This window comes from Phenylobacterium sp. 58.2.17 (assembly GCF_026411515.1).
Taxonomy (GTDB): domain Bacteria; phylum Pseudomonadota; class Alphaproteobacteria; order Caulobacterales; family Caulobacteraceae; genus Phenylobacterium.
The window spans coordinates 24,419-41,814 of record NZ_JAPMTQ010000002.1; the positions used below are offsets into that span (position 1 = coordinate 24,419).

General features: G+C 69.5%; 14 protein-coding genes. 9 read left to right on the top strand and 5 right to left on the bottom strand.

Annotated elements, in window-relative coordinates; genetic code table 11:
* Window positions 1-10 precede the first annotated feature (10 nt).
* Window positions 11-1,027, bottom strand: a complete 1,017-nt coding sequence (locus tag OUA97_RS01915) for a serine aminopeptidase domain-containing protein (protein WP_267230066.1) — start codon at window positions 1,025-1,027, stop codon at window positions 11-13.
* A gap of 77 nt (window positions 1,028-1,104) precedes the next feature.
* Between OUA97_RS01915 and lipA the strand changes: the two genes are divergently transcribed.
* Together lipA and OUA97_RS01925 are read left to right on the top strand one after the other, a co-directional pair.
* Complete coding sequence (gene lipA / locus OUA97_RS01920) at window positions 1,105-2,067, top strand: lipoyl synthase (RefSeq protein ID WP_267230067.1); 963 nt, start codon at window positions 1,105-1,107, stop codon at window positions 2,065-2,067.
* 4 nt (window positions 2,068-2,071) lie between these two features.
* On the top strand, window positions 2,072-2,521 hold the full coding sequence (locus OUA97_RS01925; RefSeq protein ID WP_267230068.1) for a type II toxin-antitoxin system RatA family toxin: 450 nt from the start codon (window positions 2,072-2,074) through the stop codon (window positions 2,519-2,521).
* Here the strand turns inward: OUA97_RS01925 and OUA97_RS01930 are convergent.
* Window positions 2,518-3,009, bottom strand: coding sequence for a CinA family protein (locus tag OUA97_RS01930; RefSeq protein WP_267230070.1), 492 nt, complete (start codon window positions 3,007-3,009; stop codon window positions 2,518-2,520). The genes OUA97_RS01925 and OUA97_RS01930 overlap by 4 nt on opposite strands.
* An 84-nt stretch (window positions 3,010-3,093) precedes the next feature.
* Between OUA97_RS01930 and OUA97_RS01935 the strand changes: the two genes are divergently transcribed.
* Window positions 3,094-5,340: a spermidine synthase gene (locus OUA97_RS01935; RefSeq protein WP_267230071.1), complete on the top strand. Its 2,247-nt coding sequence runs from the start codon at window positions 3,094-3,096 to the stop codon at window positions 5,338-5,340.
* Here the strand turns inward: OUA97_RS01935 and OUA97_RS01940 are convergent.
* Complete coding sequence (locus tag OUA97_RS01940; protein WP_267230072.1) at window positions 5,337-6,485, bottom strand: bifunctional 2-C-methyl-D-erythritol 4-phosphate cytidylyltransferase/2-C-methyl-D-erythritol 2,4-cyclodiphosphate synthase; 1,149 nt, start codon at window positions 6,483-6,485, stop codon at window positions 5,337-5,339. The two genes, OUA97_RS01935 and OUA97_RS01940, sit on opposite strands and share 4 nt — an antisense overlap.
* A gap of 90 nt (window positions 6,486-6,575) precedes the next feature.
* On the opposite strand from OUA97_RS01940, the gene dusB reads away from it, so the two are divergent.
* Genes dusB through OUA97_RS01955 form a run of 3 tightly spaced genes read left to right on the top strand, consistent with a single transcriptional unit; the run spans window position 6,576 to window position 10,128 of the window.
* On the top strand, window positions 6,576-7,583 hold the full coding sequence (gene dusB, locus OUA97_RS01945; protein WP_267230073.1) for a tRNA dihydrouridine synthase DusB: 1,008 nt from the start codon (window positions 6,576-6,578) through the stop codon (window positions 7,581-7,583).
* Window positions 7,580-8,701 carry a two-component system sensor histidine kinase NtrB gene (locus OUA97_RS01950; RefSeq protein ID WP_267230074.1) on the top strand — a complete coding sequence of 374 codons (1,122 nt, stop codon included), beginning with the start codon at window positions 7,580-7,582 and terminating at the stop codon, window positions 8,699-8,701. The genes dusB and OUA97_RS01950 overlap by 4 nt, the downstream gene beginning before the upstream one ends.
* Before the next feature lie 5 nt (window positions 8,702-8,706).
* Window positions 8,707-10,128, top strand: a complete 1,422-nt coding sequence (locus OUA97_RS01955; RefSeq protein ID WP_267230329.1) for a sigma 54-interacting transcriptional regulator — start codon at window positions 8,707-8,709, stop codon at window positions 10,126-10,128.
* Between the two features lie 10 nt (window positions 10,129-10,138).
* Here OUA97_RS01955 and OUA97_RS01960 read toward each other — a convergent pair whose 3' ends face one another.
* Complete coding sequence (locus tag OUA97_RS01960; RefSeq protein ID WP_267230075.1) at window positions 10,139-11,365, bottom strand: serine hydrolase domain-containing protein; 1,227 nt, start codon at window positions 11,363-11,365, stop codon at window positions 10,139-10,141.
* Window positions 11,366-11,499: 134 nt separating this feature from the next.
* Window positions 11,500-12,585 carry a 3-deoxy-7-phosphoheptulonate synthase gene (locus OUA97_RS01965; protein WP_267230077.1) on the bottom strand — a complete coding sequence of 362 codons (1,086 nt, stop codon included), beginning with the start codon at window positions 12,583-12,585 and terminating at the stop codon, window positions 11,500-11,502.
* 300 nt (window positions 12,586-12,885) lie between these two features.
* Here OUA97_RS01965 and OUA97_RS01970 point away from each other — a divergent pair, with 300 nt between their 5' ends.
* From OUA97_RS01970 to OUA97_RS01980, 3 genes are read left to right on the top strand one after another with little or no spacing between them, the layout of a single operon-like run.
* Entirely contained in the window at window positions 12,886-15,120 is a 2,235-nt protein-coding gene (locus tag OUA97_RS01970) for a sensor histidine kinase NtrY-like (RefSeq protein WP_267230078.1), read from the top strand.
* Window positions 15,120-16,511 carry a sigma-54-dependent transcriptional regulator gene (locus tag OUA97_RS01975; protein ID WP_267230079.1) on the top strand — a complete coding sequence of 464 codons (1,392 nt, stop codon included), beginning with the start codon at window positions 15,120-15,122 and terminating at the stop codon, window positions 16,509-16,511. The genes OUA97_RS01970 and OUA97_RS01975 overlap by 1 nt, the downstream gene beginning before the upstream one ends.
* 1 nt (window position 16,512) lies before the next feature.
* Complete coding sequence (locus OUA97_RS01980; protein ID WP_267230080.1) at window positions 16,513-17,376, top strand: D-amino-acid transaminase; 864 nt, start codon at window positions 16,513-16,515, stop codon at window positions 17,374-17,376.
* Window positions 17,377-17,396: the final 20 nt, after the last annotated feature.

Below are 17,396 nucleotides of genomic sequence, written 5' to 3' on the forward strand. Positions count from 1 at the left end.
GGAAAGGCGCTTAAGACCTTGCCGGAACTGCCGAAATCGTCGCAGTCGCGCCATCGGAGCGGCGGGCGTCGATGAACGCCTCCACCGCGTCGAGCCAGGGGCGTCGCCAGCGATCGGCCTCGATATGCAGGGCGCTGCGCGCGCTGCTCAGGGTGGTGGCGGTGCAATCGGCCAACTGCCGGCAGAAGGCGTCCGCGCCCCGGTCGGGGTTCAGCATCAGGACCGGCGCGCGGACCTGCCGCGCGCCGGATTCGAGCACGCGGCTGGCGGTTTCGAAGGCCTTGGTCCAGCCAAGGCTGGGGCCGGCCAGGCGCAGGTCGGGATTGGCCGTCATCCAGGCGTGGCCGACCTGTCCGCGCCAGGCGTCGTGGGTCCGGCCCGCGGCGCGGTCGTCGGCGCGCTCGCGGCTCCAGGGCTTCCATCCCGGCGGTGGTTTGGAGGCGCGCTTCACAGGCCCCAGCAGGGCCTTTTCCGGCGGTTCGGCGATTTGCGGCGAGCTGGCGATCACGCCGTCCGTCCTCAGCCCCGAGCGGACCGCGCTGAGCGCGACCACCGCGCCGTCGGCCTGGGTCAGCAGGATCAGCGGCGTTTCGGGCGTCGGCCGGACCACGACCCGCACCAGTTCGCGCAGGGCCGCGACCTCCGGATCGAAGGAGGGGATGAAGCCGAGGTCGCGCGGCAGGACGTAGCGCCCCGAGCCGCCCTGGCCGGCGCGGTCGAGGATCCAGACCGTGCAGCCGCGCTCGATCAGGTCCGAGGCGGTCTCGAACCAGAGTTCGGCGGTTTCGCCGTAGCCGGGCACGATCACCACGGTGGCGACCGGCACCCGCCGGGTGCTGGCCACGCCATATCGCTGCAGCGGCTGGTCGCCCACGCCGATATAGCCCCAGGCCCAGCCCTCGGGCGGATAGAACCGCGGCGCGAGCGAGGCCGGCGTGCGGCTTTCGGCGAACGGTTCGCGGCCGCCGTCGCGCTCGCAGGCCGCAAGCGAAAGAAGCAGAGCGGCGAGCAGGAACGCACGAACCATGGCCGAGTTTGACCATGCGTCGCCGGGCCGCTCAATCACGCCTTGATCCGAAGGGGCAGAAAGCCGATCTAGGCCTCATGGCGACCGTCATCGACACCCTCGGGGGGCCACGGCCCCGACATCCCGAAAAGCAGTCGCGCCCCGACACGCCGATCCTGCGAAAGCCGGAATGGCTGCGCGTGCGCGCGCCGGGCTCGCCCGGCTACAACGCCACGCGCTCGATCGTGAAGGAGCATGGGCTCACCACGGTCTGCGAGGAGGCGGCCTGCCCGAACATCGGGGAGTGCTGGAGCCAGAGCCACGCGACCATGATGATCATGGGCGAGATCTGCACCCGCGCCTGCGCTTTCTGCAACGTCAGCACCGGCAAGCCGCTGCCGCTCGACCCGACCGAGCCGGCGCGCGTCGCCGACGCGGTTCGCAAGATGGGGCTGAAGCATGTGGTCATCACCTCCGTCGACCGGGACGACCTGGCCGACGGCGGCGGGGCGCACTTCGCCGCGGTGGTGCATGCGATCCGCGCGGCCGCGCCCGGCACCACGATCGAGATCCTGACCCCGGACTTCCTGCGCAAGGCCCCGAGCGCGGCTGAGATCGTCATCGACTCCAAGCCGGACGTCTTCAACCACAACCTCGAGACGGTGCCGCGGCTCTATCTCTCGATCCGCCCGGGCGCGCGCTACTACCACTCGCTGCGGCTGCTGGAGCGCGTGAAGGAGCGCGACCCCAACCAGTTCACCAAGTCCGGCCTGATGGTCGGGCTGGGGGAGGCCAAGGAAGAGGTCATGCAGGTCATGGACGACATGCGGTCGGCCGGCGTCGACTTCCTGACCATCGGCCAGTACCTCCAGCCGACGCGCAAGCACGCGGCCATCGACCGCTTCGTGACGCCCGACGAGTTCAAGGCTTATGAGGAAATCGCGCGAGCCAAGGGGTTCCTGATGGTCTCGGCCAGCCCGCTGACCCGCTCGTCGCACCACGCCGGTGAGGACTTCGCGCGGCTCAAGGCGGCGCGGCTCGCCAAGGACGCGGCGGCCTAACCACTTGCCGCGCCACCATATCGAAAAGGTGCTGCCCTACGCGCCCGACCAGCTGTTCACGCTGGTCGGCGACGTGGAGGCCTATCCGCAGTTCGTGCCCTGGGTCCAGTCGATGCGGACCTGGAACCATACGACGCAGGGCGAGGGAATCAGCCAGTTCGACGCCAAGGTCGGTGTCGGCTTTTCGTTCCTGAAGGAAGCCTTCTCGACCCGCGTGCGGCGGGACGCGAACGCGCGGCAGATCGACGTGCAACTGCTGTCCGGGCCCTTCAAGCACCTGTTGAACCGCTGGCGCTTCGTCGAGGCGCCGGGCGGAACCCGGATCGAGTTCGACATCGATTTCGAGTTCAAGACCCGGCTGCTCACGGGCGTTCTGGACGCCAACTTCAATCATGCCGTCGAGCGCCTGATGGCCTGCTTCGAAGGGCGGGCTAGGGCGCTCTACCCGGCTTAGGTCATACGGTCGCGCAGCGCCTGCAGCGCGGCCTGCACCGCCTGTTCCTGAATCTCGCCGCGGGTGACGCCGTCGAACAGCTCGGCGCGGTGCATCAGCGCCTGGTTGGAGCGAGCCGTGGCTATGTGGACGGTGCCCACCGGTTTCATCGGCGTGCCGCCGCCCGGACCGGCGACGCCGGTGATCGCCACGGCGACATGGGCGTTGGACGCCTCAAGCGCGCCTTCGGCCATCATGCGGGCGACCGGCTCGGACACCGCCCCCAGATCGGCGATCAGGTCGCCAGGGACGCCGAGCAGCTCCTGTTTGGCGCGATTGGTATAGACGACGAAGCCGCGCTCGAAGACGTCCGAGGCTCCGGGGATCGAGCAGATCGCGCCGGCCACCAGACCGCCCGTGCAGCTCTCGGCGGTGACGATCCGCAGGGAGCGCTCGCGCGCTTCGTCGATCAGCAGTCGCGCCAGGGTTTCGATCTCAAGGGAAAACATGGGGGCGACTCCAGCAGGCTCTAGGCAAGGACGAAGGCTGACCACAACATCGCCCGAGCCCCCCACACAAGCCGATTCGATCCCATGACCACGTTAGAGCGGGCCGAACGGCCAGCCGCCTCGATCTCGCCGATCCTTTTCGCGGTGACGACGTTCGCCAGCGCGTGCCTGGTGTTCCTGGTCCAGCCGATGGTGGCCAAGCTGGTCCTGCCGCTGCTGGGCGGCAGCTCCTCGGTCTGGAACACCTCGATCGCCTTCTTCCAGGCCGCGCTGCTGGTCGGCTACGGCTACGCCCACTTTCTTCAGAAGATCCGGTCGGTGCGGGTCCAGGCGCTGGTGCATGTCGCGGCGTTGCTGGCCGCGGCGCTGGCCCTGCCGCTGCGGGTGACCGGGGCGTTGGGCGAGCCGTCCTCCGATTACCCGTCGCTGTGGCTGCTGGGAGTGCTGGCGGTCTCCATCGGGGCGCCGTTCGCCATCCTGTCGGCCACGGCGCCGCTGGTGCAGGCTTGGCATGCGCGCACCATCCATGCCGAGACCGGGGCCGAGCCTTATGTCCTCTATGCGGCCTCGAACCTTGGCAGCCTGCTGGCGCTGCTGGCCTATCCGGCGCTGGTCGAGCCGCTGGCCACCCTGCACGGACAGACCGCCGGCTGGAGCACGGGCTATGTCGCCTTCGTCGTGCTGATGGCGACCCTGGCCCTGTTCGTCTCGCGGGCGAGGGTGGCGACGATCGAAGCGCCGGCCGCCGCCGCCGGTCCTGCGCCGAGCTGGCGCGACCGGGCGATCTGGATCGGCCTGGCGGCGATCCCCTCCAGCCTGATGCTCGGGGTGACGACCCACATCACCACCGACGTGGCCTCGGCGCCGTTCCTCTGGGTCATTCCGCTGGCCCTCTACCTGCTGACCTTCATCATCGCCTTCTCCAACCGGCCGATCGTCTCGCCGAAGCTGACACTGATGTTGCAGGCCGCGGCGGTGGTCGCCTGCGCAGCCCTGATGCCGTTCAAGTCGGCCAACTTCATGCTGCAGCTGTCGGTGCACCTGGCGGCGTTCTTCCTGACCGCGCTGATGTGCCACCAGACGCTGGTCGCCCGGCGGCCCGATCCGGCGCACCTGACGGAGTTCTATCTCTGGATGTCGTTCGGCGGCGTCGTCGGCGGCGCGTTCAACGCCTTCCTGGCGCCGGTGATCTTCACCAACGTCTGGGAGTATCCGCTGGTGCTGGTGCTGGCCTGCCTGGCGCGACCAGGGCTTCAGCCCGTCGAACCCTGGCGCTGGGCCATCTTCGCGCTCGGGGGGCTCGCCGCGGCGGCTGCGCCGGTCATCGCGCTGAAGTTCGGGATGGTCGATCATTTCAAGGTCGTCGTCGGCGCCCTGCTGATTCTAGCGAGCGTCAGCGCTTTCGTGATCCGCCGCCAGATGATCGTGTTCTTCGGGCTGGTGGTCCTGCTCTCGATTTCCGCCGAGCTGGTCGGCGACCGTGTCGATGTGCGCCACAGCTGGCGCAGCTTTTTCGGCGTCCTTCGCCAGTCGGAGATGCCCGTCCCGGCGATGGGCGGAGCCGTGAAGATGCTGTCGCACGGCACGACCCTGCACGGCGCCCAGGCCCAGGATCCGCGCTACATGTGCCGACCGCTGGTCTACTACGCGCCGGAGACGCCGATCGGGCAGGTTTTCAGCCATGAGACCAAGCGTCCGACGCCGCTTCGGGTCGGGGCGGTGGGCCTGGGGACGGGGGCGGTCGCGGCCTATTCCCGCAAGGGCGACCACCTGACCTTCTTCGAGATCGACCCGCTGGTGATCCGGCTGTCGACCGATCCCAAGTACTTCAGCTACACGACGACCTGCGCCAAGGGGGTGATCGACTATGTGGTCGGCGACGCGCGCCTGACTCTCGCCAAGCAGCCCGCCGGAACGTTCGACGTCCTGCTGATCGACGCCTTCTCGTCTGATGCGGTGCCGGCGCACCTGCTGACCGTCGAGGCGATGAAGGGCTATTTGGCCAAGCTCAAGCCCGACGGCGTGCTCATCGTCCACCTGTCGAACCGCAATCTTGAGCTGCGCGCGCCGGCCATGGCGGTCGCCGAGGCGGCGGGAGGCTTCGCCCTGATCCAGCGCCACAGCCCGGCCAAGGGCAGCCCGCCGCTCTGGGAGTCGGCCGAGGACGCGATGATCGTGAGCCGCAGCCTGGCGGCGCTGGCGCCGTATGAGGTCGATAAGCGCTGGTCGCAGACGGACCCGACCGCAGCTCGGCCCTGGACCGACGACTACATGAACCTCGCCGGGGCGATGTACGCGCAGATGAAGGTGAATTGGCCCTGGCTGCCCTAGGCAGGGGTCTCGACGGCCACGATCGCCTGGGCCAGCAGGCCCTCCTGGCGGCCGGTGAAGCCCATGCCCTCGGTGGTGGTGGCCTTCACGCTGACGCGGTCGAGCGGCACGCCCAGCAGCTGCGCCAGGCGCTGGCGCATGGCGTCTCGGTGGGGGCGGATCTTGGGCCGCTCACAGACCAGGGTGACGTCGGCGTTGATGATCCGGCCGCCCTTGTTCGTCAGGATTTCGACCGCGTGCAGCAGGAATCTGTCGGACGCCGCGCCCTTCCATTGCGGATCGGACGGCGGGAAGTGCTCGCCGATGTCGCCTTCGCCGATGGCGCCGAGGATCGCGTCGGTCAGGGCGTGCAGCCCGGCGTCCGCGTCGGAATGGCCGATCAGGGTCTGGTCGTGCTCGATCTTCACCCCGCATAGCCAGACCGCTTCGCCCGGGCCCCAGCGGTGCGCGTCCACGCCCTGGCCGATACGGGTGATGCGCGCGCCGCCCGCCAGTTGCTCGGCCATGGCGAAATCCTCCGGATAGGTCAGTTTCATCAGCCGCGGGTCGCCAGGCGTGATCGCCACCTTGCCGCCAGCGCGTTCGACCACGGCGGCGTCGTCGGTCGGCTCGGCGTCGGCCGGCCAGGCGCCATAGGCGTCGGTCAGGGTCGACAGGCGGAACGCCTGGGGCGTCTGGGCGCGCCACAGGCCCTCGCGCGGCACGGTCTCGGAGACCACGCCGCCGGTTCCGCGCTTGAGCGTATCGGCCATCGGCAGGGCGGGAACCGCGCCGTCGGCGTCGGTGAGCGCGGCCAGCAAGGCCTCGATGTGCGCGCCGTTCAGAAGGGGGCGGGCGGCGTCGTGGACCAGGACCGGCGCATCGGCGGGCCCGGTGATGGCCTTGAGGCCGGCCTGCACGGACTCGGCCCGGGTCGCGCCGCCCGGCACGACCGACCAGTTGTCGACCGCCTCAAGCAGTTCGGCGGCCTCATCGATCCAGCCGTCCGCCACGACCACGACGATTTGTCGCGCGCCGGCGGCGCTGAAGGCGTCGATCGACCAGGAGAGGATGGGGCGGCCGCCCAAGCTGCGCCACGGCTTGGGCGCTCCGGGACCGGCGCGGGTGCTGGAACCGGCGGCGACGATGACAGCTGAGAAATCCATGGGGCTTGTTTAGGGCGCATATGCCCGCTGTCTAGGCTTTACGGCGCCGCACAATTTGCCTAAAACGGAGGCGGTAGGGGTGATTACAAAATGAGCAGCGCGCTCAAGATCGGGGATGTGGAAGTCGGCGGCCGCGCTTGGATCGCGCCGATGACCGGCGTGTCCGATCTGCCGTTCCGCAAGGCCGCCAGCAAGCTGGGCGCGACCTATGTCGCGACCGAGATGGTGGCCTGCGCCGAATTCTCCAAAGGCCGGCCGGACGTCGTGCGGCGCGCGGCGGTGGGCGAGGGGCTGCCGCTCATGGTCGTCCAGCTCGTCGGGCGCGAGCCGGCGCACATGGCCGAGGGCGCGCGGTTGGCGGCCCAGGCGGGCGCCCAGATCATCGACCTGAACTTCGGCTGCCCTGCCAAGGAAGTGACTGGCGTGCTGTCAGGCTCGGCGCTGATGCGCGAGCCGGAGCTGGCCGAAAGTCTGATCGCTGCCGCGGTCGATGCGGTCGACGTGCCGGTCACCGTGAAGATGCGGCTGGGGTGGGACGCGGTCTCGAAGAACGCGCCGGACATCGCCGCCCGTGCGCAGGCCAGGGGCGCGCGCGCCGTGACGATCCACGGGCGGACGCGCAGTCAGTTCTACAAAGACAGCGCCGACTGGAGCGCGGTCCGATCGGTGACCGAGGCGGTCTCGATCCCGGTCATCGTCAACGGCGACATCACCGACGGGGACAGCGCGCGCAAGGCGCTGGCGGCCTCGGGCGCCGACGGGGTGATGGTCGGCCGCGGCGTCTACGGGCGGCCGTGGGTCGCCACCCAGATCGAGGCCGAGCTGGCCGGGCGCGCGTTCGAGGAGCCGCAAGCCGAGCGGCGACTGGAGATCGCGCTGGAGCACTTCCGCGACAGCCTCAACTTCTACGGCGATCGGCTGGGAGTTCGGATCTTCCGAAAGCACCTGGCCTCCTACATCGAAAATGCGCCCTGGCCTGAGACGGCCGAGGCGCGCCGGGCCGCACGCTCGACGCTGTGCCGGCTCGACGATCCGGCGGAGGTCGAAGCCGGCCTGGCCGCCCTGTGGCGTGACCCCCAACCGAGACTGGCCGCATGAACAACCAAACCCGCGCGGCGTCGTCCGGCCTGAATCTGGAACTCCTGAAGTCGAGCGCGTTCGACGTCTCTCCGGAACCGGCGCTGGTGGTCAGCCGCGACGGGGCGCTGGTTGCGGTGAACGAGGCGGCCGAGGCGCTGTTCGGGCAGGGGCTGGGGCTGCTGACCCGAGGGCGGTTCGACGCGGCGCTGCCGCCGGGATCGGCCCTGGTCTCGCTGCTCGAGCGGGCCCTGGAGGAGGGGGTTCGGGTCCGCGAGCGGGGCGTGGAGATCAGCCTGTTCGGCCATCCGTCCTTCGAGGCGGACGGCGCGGCCGCGCCGCTCGGCGACGGCTCGGTGCTGCTGACCCTGCACGTCAAGGGCGGGGCGCTGGGCGCGGAGCGGACCGGCGCCGAGCAAGCGGGCCTCCGGACCATTGTCGGGCTCGGCCACATGCTGGCGCACGAGATCAAGAATCCGCTGGCCGGAATCCGCGGCGCGGCCCAGCTGCTGAAGGCTGGCGCGCGGGCCGAGGACGCCCCCCTGGCTCAACTGATCGTCGATGAGACCGACCGTATCCGGCGGCTGGTCGACCGCATGGAGGCGTTCTCCGACGACGCGCTGCCGGACTGCCATCCGATCAACATCCACCAGGTACTCGACCGGGTGAAGGCGCTGGCCGCCAACGGCGTTGCCGACGGCCTGATCCTGACCGACGACTACGATCCCTCGCTGCCGCCGGCCTACGGCGACGAGGATCAGTTGATCCAAATCTTCCTGAACCTGGTGAAAAACGCCGCCGAAGCCGCCCATGCGCGGGGCGACGGTCGCGGGGCAATCACCATCCACACGGCCTATCGGCATGGCGTGAAGGTCCGCGCCGCCAAGGGACACGTGCTGCGCGGCGCGCCGCTGGAAGTGCGCATTCAGGACAACGGCCCAGGCGTGCCCGCGCACCTGCGCGAGAGCCTGTTCCAACCGTTCGTCAGCACCAAGACCCATGGAGCGGGCCTGGGCCTGGCCCTGGTCGCCAAGTTGGTCGCCGGGCACGGCGGCCTGATCGATTTCGAATCCGAGCCGGGGCGCACGACCTTCCGCGTGCTCCTGCCGATCGCGTCTGGAGAGGATACGCCGGCATGAATGCGATGACGAACGCCAGCAAGAAGATCCTGATCGCCGACGACGACGCGTCGATCCGGCTGGTCTTGAGCCAGGCCTTCACCCGGTTGGGCTATCAGGTCCGGGCCACCGGCAACGCCACCACCTTGCTTAAGTGGGTGTCGGACGGCGAGGGCGACCTGGTCGTCACCGACGTGGTGATGCCGGATGAGAACGTGTTCGACGTGCTGCCGCGCATCCGCAAGGAGCGGCCGCGGCTGCCGGTGATCGTGATGAGCGCCCAGAACACCCTGCTGACCGCGGTCAACGCGGCCGACGCCGGGGCGTTCGACTACGTCTCCAAGCCGTTCGACCTGGACGACATGACCTCGGCGGCGCGCCGCGCGCTCTCGCGGCCGGCCGACACCGAAGCGACCAAGGCCCAGGCCCGTGCAGTGCGCGACGAGCGGCTGCCGTTGATCGGGCGCTCGGGACCGATGCAGGACGTCTATCGCACCATCGCGCGGCTGGTCGGGGCGGACCTGACGGTGCTGATCCTGGGGGAAAGCGGCACCGGCAAGGAACTGGTGGCCCGCGCCCTGCACGACATGGGTCGCCGCAAGGACGGCAAGTTCGTGGTCATCAACCTGGCCGCGGTGCCGCGCGAGCGGGTCGAGGCCGAGCTGTTCGGCCGCGACGACGGCGACTACGGCAAGCTGGTCGAGGCCGACGGCGGCACGCTGTTCCTCGACGAGATCGGCGACATGCCGCTGGACGCCCAGACCCGCCTGCTGCGGGTGATCGACGGCTCGGAGCAGTCGGTGAACCCCAAGACCGGTCGCCCGCCGAACGTGCGGATCATCGCGGCGACCAACCGCGACCTGCGCGCGCTGATCCAGCAGGGGCTGTTCCGGGAAGACCTGTTCTTCCGCCTGAACGTCGCGCCGCTGCGCCTGCCGCCGCTGCGCGACCGCACCGAGGACATTCCGGACCTGGCCCGCGCCTTCCTGCTGCGCGCCAACCGCGAGGGTCTGCCGGCCAAGACCATCGACGCCAGCGCCCTGGAGCGCCTGAAGCTGCACGGCTGGCCGGGCAACGTCCGCGAACTGGAGAACCTGATCCGGCGGATCTGCGCGCTCTATGCCGAGGAACTGATCACCGCCCGCATCGTCGAGCGCGAACTGGCCGACCAGCAGCCGGCCATTCCCGGGCACGAGGGGCCGGTCACCCTGGCGACGCTGGTCGAGCGGCACCTGGGCGGCTACTTCGCCGAACAGCCGGACGGAGTGCCGCCGCCCGGGCTCTATGATCGCGTGCTCGAGGAGATCGAGCGGCCGTTGATCCAGCTGACCCTTTCGGCGACCCGCGGCAACCAGGTGCGCGCCGCCGAGATCCTGGGCCTCAACCGCAACACGCTGCGCAAGAAGATCCAGGACCTGGGCGTGGAGATGGCCCGCGGCCGCCGCTAGCGGCCGGCGCTCAGACGGCCGGTTCGATCAGGGCCGAGTAGATCAGGGTCCGCAGCTCTCGCCGGATGGGATAGGCCGACGAGGGCAGCACCTGGGTCATGAACACCACCGAGAGATCCTCGGCCGGATCCACCCAGAACGCGGTGCTCGCCGCGCCGCCCCAGTAGAACTCCCCGTCGCTGCACGGCACCAGGGTGCGGGGCGCGTCCTGCACGACGGCGAAGCCGAGGCCGAAGCCGACGCCGGCGTTGGTCGCCTCGGAGAACAGCGAGCGCGACAGCTGGGTCAGGTCCTTGCCGTCGGGCAGGTGGTTGGCGGTCATCAGGTCGAGGGTCTTGGGCGCGATGAGCTGCACGCCGCCGTACTCGCCGCGGTTCAGCAGCATCTGGCAGAACTTCATGTAGTCGGCCGCGGTCGAGACCAGCCCGCCGCCGCCCGAGACGAACGACGGCGGCCGCAGGTAGGGGCTGGTCGTCGCGTCGTCCTGCAGGTCCAACCCGCCCTTCGGGGTCGCGTTGTAGCAGGCGGCCAGCCGCCCGCCCTGGCCCTCGCGGACCTGGAAGCCGGTGTCGGTCATGCCAAGCGGCGTGAAGATCCGCTGCTGCAGGAACTGCTCGAACGGCATGCCGGCGATCTTGCCGACCAGGTAGCCGAGCACGTCGGTGGAGACCGAGTAGTTCCAGGCCTCGCCGGGCGAGAACTCCAGCGGCAGGGTGGCGAGCGTTTCGATCATGGCGTCGAGGGGCAGGGTGCTGCCGATCTCACCGACCCCCGCCTTGCGATAGGCGGCGTCGACATTGGTGCGGTTCTGGAAGCCGTAGGTTAGGCCGGAGGTATGGCGCAGCAGGTCGACCATCTGCATCGGCCGCGCGGGCGGCTTTGTCAGAAAGCCGCCGGTGACCCCGGCGTTGAAGACGCCGAGATTGGCCCACTCGGGAATGAAACGGTGGACCGGATCGTCGAGCGCGACCTTGCCTTCCTCGACCAGCATCATGAAGGCGATCGAGGTGATCGGCTTGGTCATCGAATAGATGCGGAAGACGGTGTCGGCCTCGCAGGCCAGCCCTCGGGTCAGGTCGCGCTGACCGCCGACGAACTCGTGCACGATCTCGCCATGGCGGGCGATCAGCACCTGGGCGCAGGGCATGCGGCCGGGCTGCAGGTACTTTTCGCTGATGAAGCGGTCGAGTTTGGCGAGGCGGTCGGGGCAAAAGCCCAGGGAGCGGGGATCGGCCATGTCAGGTCCTGGTCTGTTGACGGCGAAGCTGACGTCAACAGACCTGAACCGGTCGGGCGCGCCAAGTCCCGAGGCGGCGGGAGGGGGAGAATATCGACGGGAGCGCGCCCCGGTGCGCGCTCCCGCCTGGCCGATCAGGCCTGGACCGGTTCGCCGGCCGGCTGGGCGGCGCGCACCCGACGACGGGCCTCGACCGCCAGGGCCAGCTCTTCGAGCAGTTCGACCGAGCTGTCCCAGTCGATGCAGCCGTCGGTGATGCTCTGGCCATAGACCAGCGGCTGGCCCTCGACGAGATCCTGGCGCCCGGCCGCCAGATGGCTCTCGATCATCACCCCGGCGATCCGCGCGTCGCCGGCGGCGACCTGGGCGGCGACGTCGCGGGTGACAGCCGGTTGGTTCTCCGGATTCTTGCCGCTGTTGGCGTGGCTGACGTCGATGATCAGGCTCTGGCGCAGGCCGCTGGCGGCCAGCTCCGCGCAGGCTGCCGCGACGCCGGCGGCGTCGTAGTTCGGGGCCTTGCCGCCGCGCAGGACCACGTGGCTGTCGTCATTGCCCCGGGTGGCGGCGATGGCGGCGCGGCCGTCCTTGCCGATGGCCAGGAAATGGTGGGGCTGGCTGGCGGCCTTCACCGCGTCCACGGCGATGCGCAGGTTGCCGTCGGTGCCGTTCTTGAAACCGATCGGGCAGGAAAGACCCGAGGCCATCTCGCGGTGGATCTGGCTCTCGGTGGTGCGGGCGCCGATCGCGCCCCAGGCCACCAGGTCGGCCAGGTACTGCGGCGTGGTCACGTCCAGGAACTCAACCGCGGCCGGCAGACCGAGCGCGTTGACCTCCAGCAGCAGCTTGCGCGCCAGCGGCAGGCCCTCATCGATCCGGAAGGTGCCGTCGAGATGCGGGTCGTTGATCAGGCCCTTCCAGCCGACGGTGGTGCGCGGCTTCTCGAAATAGACCCGCATGACGATTTCGAGCTGGCCCTCGAAGCGGGCGCGCTGTGCGGCCAGTCGCCGCGCATAGTCCATCGCCGCGACCGGATCGTGGATCGAGCAGGGACCGATGACCACCACCAGCCGGTCATCGGCGCCGTGCAGGATCTGGTGGATCTTCTGTCGGCTGTCCGACACGAGTGCGCCGATGGCGTCGCTGGCCGGCAGGTCGCCCATAACCTGCGCCGGCGAGGCGAGGGGCTTGATGTCGAGGATACGTAGGTCGTCGGTGTTCACGGGTGCGCTCCGGGTGATTTCAGGCTCCGGCGGCGCAAAAGAAAAGCCGCCAGGTGCTGGCGGCTGGGTGGGTCTTGCGTCCTATGACAGCGTGCTGTCGCGCGATCCCCTTCCTCCGCCAGCGGCATCGGAATAGCCAAAATACCAAAACGAATATTGGCTGGTGGCGAGGATCATCGCGACCACCGATAGCGCACTCGCAGAGCGCTGTCATCCCCAGGCGGCTGTCAGACGACTGTGAAGCCTGAGCGCAACATCAGTGTTGAATTTGGGGCACAGCTGGTTAGGCTCGCCGCTGCAATGGCGTCTTTGAGTCACGATGGCGGAACTCACGCGACGCCCGCCGCGCGGTTCTGGCGGGCGCTGCAGTCGCGCTATGTGCTCGGCGGGGGTTACGCCCTGGCCGCGGTGCTCACGGCGGTGGCGATCCTGCTGGCCGCCTCGCCGCCCGAGACGGGCCCGCTGGCTCCGGCCTCCAAGAACATCCTGGCGATCCTGGGCCTCAACCTGGTGCTGATCCTGGCGCTCGCCGCGCAGGTGGGCTTCCGGGTGGCGACGATGCTACGGGCGCGGTCGGTGGACCCGGCGGCGCGCCTGCATGTGCGGTTCGTGACCCTGTTCGCGCTGGCGGCGGTCGCCCCGGCGATGGTCGTGGCGCTGTTCTACACGGTGCTGGTCAACCGCGGGGTCGAGAACTGGTTCTCCGAGCGCGTTCAGACTGTGGTCGAGAACTCGGCGACGGTGATGCGGTCCTATGTCGACGATCAGAGCCAGTTCGTCGAAGAACACGTGACCCTGATGGCCAACGACCTGAACCGCGCCGCCCCGGCGCTGCAGGTCAGCCCGGTCACGTTCAGCCACTTCCTGGCCTATCAGGCCTCCTATCACGCGTTTCCGGCCGCCTATCTGATCGATCGCGAGGGCCGGATCCTGGCGCGGGCCGAGGCGGTCGGGGTGGTCGGCTTCCAGGCGCCGCCGCCCTCCAGCTTCGCGGCCGCCGACGAGGGGTCGATCTCGGTGTCGCCCAACCTGACGCGCGCGTTGACCCGGCTGACCGCCTATCCCGACGCCTATCTCTATGTGACGCGCCCGGTGCAGGCGGGCATCGTCAACCAGCTGCACGAGGCCGACCGGGCAGTGACCGCCTATCGCGAGGCGGCGGAGAGTCGCGCGCGAATTCAACGGGTTTTCGCCCTTTCTTACATCGAAACGGCGATGCTGGTGCTGGTCGGGGCGGTGTGGCTCGGCATGGGCGCGGCCAGCGCCATCTCCGCCCCGGTCGGGCGGCTGGTGCAGGCCGCCGGGCGGGTCGCCGGCGGCGATCTCGACGTGCGGGTCGACACCTCCGAAGATCCCGAGGAGCTGGCCGTGTTGTCCCGCGCCTTCAACAGCATGACGCACGATCTTCAGGCCCAGCAAGCGGCCCTGAAGCGCGCGGGCGACGAAGCCGAGGAGCGTCGCCAGTTCATCGAGACCGTGCTGGCCGAAGTCTCGGCCGGGGTCATCGGCCTGGACTCCGACGGCCGGATCTCGGCCGTGAACCGTCAGGCGCGCATCCTGCTCGATCTGGTCGAGGGCCAGACCAGCGGCCGGCGGCTGGCCGAGGTGGCGCCGGAGTTCGTCGCCATCGCCGATCGCGCCGACGCCGCCGGCGAATCCGAGGCGGAGGTGGACGTGGCGCGGGCCCGCGAAACCCACCGGCTGCGCGTGCGCGCCAGCCGCTCGGAAGGCGGACTGGTGCTGACCTTCGACGACATCACCCGCCTGGTCTCGGCCCAGCGAAACGCCGCCTGGCGCGATGTCGCGCGCCGGATCGCCCACGAGATCAAGAACCCGCTCACCCCGATCCAGCTGTCGGCCGAGCGCCTGCGCCGCAAGTTCCGCAAGGACGTGCCGGTCGAAGATCTCGAGACCTTCGACCGCTGCACCGACACCATTGTGCGCCAGGTCGACGGGATCGGCCGGATGGTCGACGAGTTCTCGTCCTTCGCCCGGATGCCGACTCCGAAGTTCGCCGCGCAGGACGGCGCCGAACTGGTCCGCGCTGCGGTGTTCGCTCAGCGGGTCGCCGCCCCGGACATCGAGGTCGAGCTGCTCGACCCGACGCCGCACGTGACGCTGGTCGCCGACGGCCGGATGCTGGCCCAGGCGCTGACCAACATCCTGAAGAACGCCGCCGAGGCCGTGGCCGCGCGCGTCGCTGTCGAGCCCGAGCCCAAGGGCCGGATCACCGCGCGCCTGATCGCCGACGAGCAGGGGGTGCAGGTGATCGTCGAGGACAACGGCGTCGGCCTGCCCGACAAGGATCGCGATCGCCTGACCGAGCCCTATGTGACGACCCGCGAGAAGGGCACGGGGCTGGGCCTGGCGATCGTTAAGCGCATCCTGGAAGACCACGGCGGCGAGTTGATTTTGACCGATGCGACGGGCGGACGCGGGGCCCGTGCAGTGCTGAAACTTCCCACGGCGGCGCCGGGCGCGTCCGACGCCGCCGCCGGACCTGAGCCAAGAGCTCAAGACGCAGGAGTGATGTGATGGCGGCTGATGTACTGGTGGTCGACGACGAGGCGGATATCCGCGAGCTCGTTGCAGGCATCCTGTCGGACGAAGGCTATGCGGTGCGCACGGCCAACGACTCCGAGAGCGCGCTGGCCGCCATCAAGTCGCGCAAGCCGGCGCTGCTGATCCTCGACATCTGGATGCAGGGCGGGGGGATGGACGGGCTGGAACTGCTCGACCTGGTCAAGACCCTGGACGCCGATATCCCGGTGATCATGATCTCCGGGCACGGCAACATCGAGACCGCGGTCAGCGCGATAAAGCGCGGCGCCTACGAGTTCCTGGAAAAGCCGTTCAAGTCCGACCGGCTGCTGCTCTGCGTCGAGCGGGCGCTGGAGACCAGCAATCTCAAGCGCGAGAACCGCCGCCTGCGCGCCCAGACGATCCAGCCGGACGGGCTGATCGGTAAGTCCGTGGTCACCCAGCAACTGCGCGGCCTGATCGCCAAGCTGGCCTCGGCCAACAGCCGGGTGCTGATCGCCGGTCCGCCCGGCTCGGGCAAGGAGACCGTGGCGCGGCTGATCCACGCCGCCAGCCCGCGAGCGCGCAACGAGTTCGTGGTGATCAGCGCCGCCGGCATGACGCCCGAGCGCGTGGACACCGAGCTGTTCGGCGAGGAGCTGGAAGGCGGCCGCCCGGCCAAGATCGGGGTCTTCGAGCGGGCCCATGGCGGGACGCTATACCTCGATGAAGTGGCGGACATGCCGCGCGAGACCCAGAGCCGTATCCTACGGGTCCTGGTGGAGCAGCGATTCCGCCGCGTGGGCGGAGAGCAGGACGTGCAGGTCGATGTTCGGGTGGTCTCTTCGACCTGCCGCGATCTGCGTGAGGAGATCAATGCGGGCCGGTTCCGCGAGGATCTGTTCCACCGCCTGAACGTGGTCCCGGTCAGCGTCCCGGGGTTGTCGGAGCGGCGCGAGGACATCCCCGAGCTGATCGACTACTTCGTCAACCGGATCTGCGAGGCGACCGGCATGCCGCGCCGGCGGCTGGCCGACGATGCGCTGGCTGCGCTGCAGGTGCGGGCCTGGCCGGGCAACCTCAGCCAGCTGCGCAACAACGTCGAACGCATGCTGATCCTGGCGGCCGGCGATCCCGGCGAGCCGATCAGCGCGGAGATGCTGCCCAACGACGCGGTGGTGAACGATCAGCCGTCCAGCCTAGGGGCAGAGAAGATCATCGCCTTGCCGCTGCGCGAGGCGCGCGAGGTGTTCGAGCGCGAGTACCTCAACGCCCAGATGCTGCGCTTCTCGGGCAACATCTCGCGGACCGCGGCCTTCATCGGCATGGAGCGCTCGGCCCTGCACCGCAAACTGAAGTCTCTGGGCCTTTCGGGCGCCAGGCCTATGGAAGAAGAGGACGCGTAAGGTGGGGCGTATCGCCTATGTGAACGGGCAGTTCGTGCGGCACGGCGAGGCCGTGGTGCACATCGAGGACCGCGGCTACCAACTGGCCGACGCGGTCTACGAAGTGTGGGCCCTGTTCGACGGCAAGCTGGCCGACGCCGAGGGGCACTTCGCGCGCCTGGAGCGCAGCCTCTCCGAACTGCGCATCCCGATGCCGATGAGCCGCGCGGCCCTGACCATCGTCCTGCGCGAGGCGGTGCGCCGCAACCGGATCCGTGAAGGCCTGCTGTACCTGCAGGTCGGCCGTGGCGTCGCCCCGCGCGGCCACGCCTTCCCCGACCAGCCGGTGGCGCCGAGCGTGGTGATCACCGTCTCGCCGGTGGATCGCGCAGCGACCGAGGCCAAGGCCGCCAAGGGCGTGAAGGTCATTACCACTCCGGATAACCGCTGGGGCCGCTGCGACATCAAGACCGTCGGCCTGCTGCCCAATGCGCTCGCCAAACAGGCGGCCAAGGAGCGTGGCGCGGCCGAGGCCTGGTTCGTCGACGAGCTGGGCTTCGTCACCGAGGGCGCCTCGTCCAACGCCTGGATCATCGATGCCGACGGCGTGCTGCGCACCCGCGACACCAACGCCAACATCCTGCGCGGCGTCACCCGGCGCACGCTGCTGGAGGTCCTGCGCGACGAAGGCATGCAGGTCGATGAGCGGCCGTTCACGCCCGCCGAGGCGGTCGCCGCGAAGGAAGCGTTCATCACCGGCGCCGGCAGCCTGGTGCTGCCGGTGGTGGCGCTCGACGACAAGCCGATCGGAAATGGTGAGGTCGGACCGGTGGCGATAAAGCTCCGTCGCCTCTATATCGAGCGCGCGAGGGCGACGGCCGTCTGATGCGAGCGGCGCGATTGCGC

Bases quoted from the DNA above. Each gene is read 5' to 3' on its own strand.
- lipA (WP_267230067.1), top strand. From the start codon at position 1,105: ATGGCGACCGTCATCGACACCCTCGGGGGGCCACGGCCCCGACATCCC.
- OUA97_RS01915 (WP_267230066.1), bottom strand. From the start codon at position 1,027: ATGGTTCGTGCGTTCCTGCTCGCCGCTCTGCTTCTTTCGCTTGCGGCC.
- OUA97_RS01960 (WP_267230075.1), bottom strand. From the start codon at position 11,365: ATGGCCGATCCCCGCTCCCTGGGCTTTTGCCCCGACCGCCTCGCCAAA.
- OUA97_RS01970 (WP_267230078.1), top strand. From the start codon at position 12,886: ATGGCGTCTTTGAGTCACGATGGCGGAACTCACGCGACGCCCGCCGCG.
- OUA97_RS01935 (WP_267230071.1), top strand. From the start codon at position 3,094: ATGACCACGTTAGAGCGGGCCGAACGGCCAGCCGCCTCGATCTCGCCG.
- OUA97_RS01940 (WP_267230072.1), bottom strand. From the start codon at position 6,485: ATGGATTTCTCAGCTGTCATCGTCGCCGCCGGTTCCAGCACCCGCGCC.
- OUA97_RS01930 (WP_267230070.1), bottom strand. From the start codon at position 3,009: ATGTTTTCCCTTGAGATCGAAACCCTGGCGCGACTGCTGATCGACGAA.
- OUA97_RS01955 (WP_267230329.1), top strand. From the start codon at position 8,707: ATGACGAACGCCAGCAAGAAGATCCTGATCGCCGACGACGACGCGTCG.
- OUA97_RS01975 (WP_267230079.1), top strand. From the start codon at position 15,120: ATGGCGGCTGATGTACTGGTGGTCGACGACGAGGCGGATATCCGCGAG.
- dusB (WP_267230073.1), top strand. From the start codon at position 6,576: ATGAGCAGCGCGCTCAAGATCGGGGATGTGGAAGTCGGCGGCCGCGCT.
- OUA97_RS01950 (WP_267230074.1), top strand. From the start codon at position 7,580: ATGAACAACCAAACCCGCGCGGCGTCGTCCGGCCTGAATCTGGAACTC.